Here is a 647-nt window from a genome sequence, read left to right as displayed (position 1 = left end):
CCACCTCGACCGCGGAGATCTGCACCCACGTACCGGACGAGGTCTGCAACCACATCCCCGGCGCCAGGTCGATGGCGTCCACCCAGGCGTCCAGCTCAGGAACCCAGAACGGATGCCCCTCGGTCGCCGTCACCACATCCCCGGCCACCACCGGACCCGGAAGCTCCGACGCGCTCTCCACGCCAGCCGACTCCCCCTCAATCGGGGCCTCGCGTTCGGTGGTCGCATCCACCCGGACCTGCACCAGGGTCTTGGACCCCTCACCGTTGATGGTCGCCGCGACCGTACGCGCGCCCTGCTCACCGGTCTCAGGATCGGTGGCAAGAACACGGTCACCGACCTCGACCGCCTCGATCGCCTTCGTGGAACCGTCAGCCATCACCACACCAGTGCCAGGCACAAAGCTGTTACACCCACCACGTCCCGCACTGGTGGGAGCCGCCGTACTCGGCGCGGGCCTGGGCGCACTCGCCGTCGGCGTGGGCCGCGGCGGCTTGGGTGGCGGAGGCGGCTGCGGGGTGCGCGGCTTGACCCCGCCACGGGCGGCGTTGGTCACGCCCGACCGGGCGCCGCCCCAACCGGCGTTACCCGCCCAGGCCGACACCCGGCTGCCCACCGCACCCGCGATACGACCACCGATCGCACCA

General features: G+C 71.6%; 1 protein-coding gene and 1 pseudogene. One reads left to right on the top strand and one right to left on the bottom strand.

The genetic code is table 11. The features are described 5' to 3' along the window. Nucleotides 1-379: pseudogene (locus D457_RS33935) on the bottom strand (hypothetical protein); the annotation flags it as partial. Nucleotides 380-431: 52 nt separating this feature from the next. Between D457_RS33935 and D457_RS36825 the strand changes: the two are divergent. Beyond that, on the top strand, nucleotides 432-647 hold a 216-nt coding region (locus D457_RS36825; RefSeq protein ID WP_204367496.1), incomplete at its 3' end, for a hypothetical protein.

The sequence above is a fragment of the Nocardiopsis valliformis DSM 45023 genome (genome assembly GCF_000340985.1).
GTDB classification, from domain to species: Bacteria; Actinomycetota; Actinomycetes; order Streptosporangiales; family Streptosporangiaceae; genus Nocardiopsis; species Nocardiopsis exhalans.
Note: the sequence above shows the minus strand (reverse complement) of the source record. Positions and strands in the feature narration are given on the sequence as shown.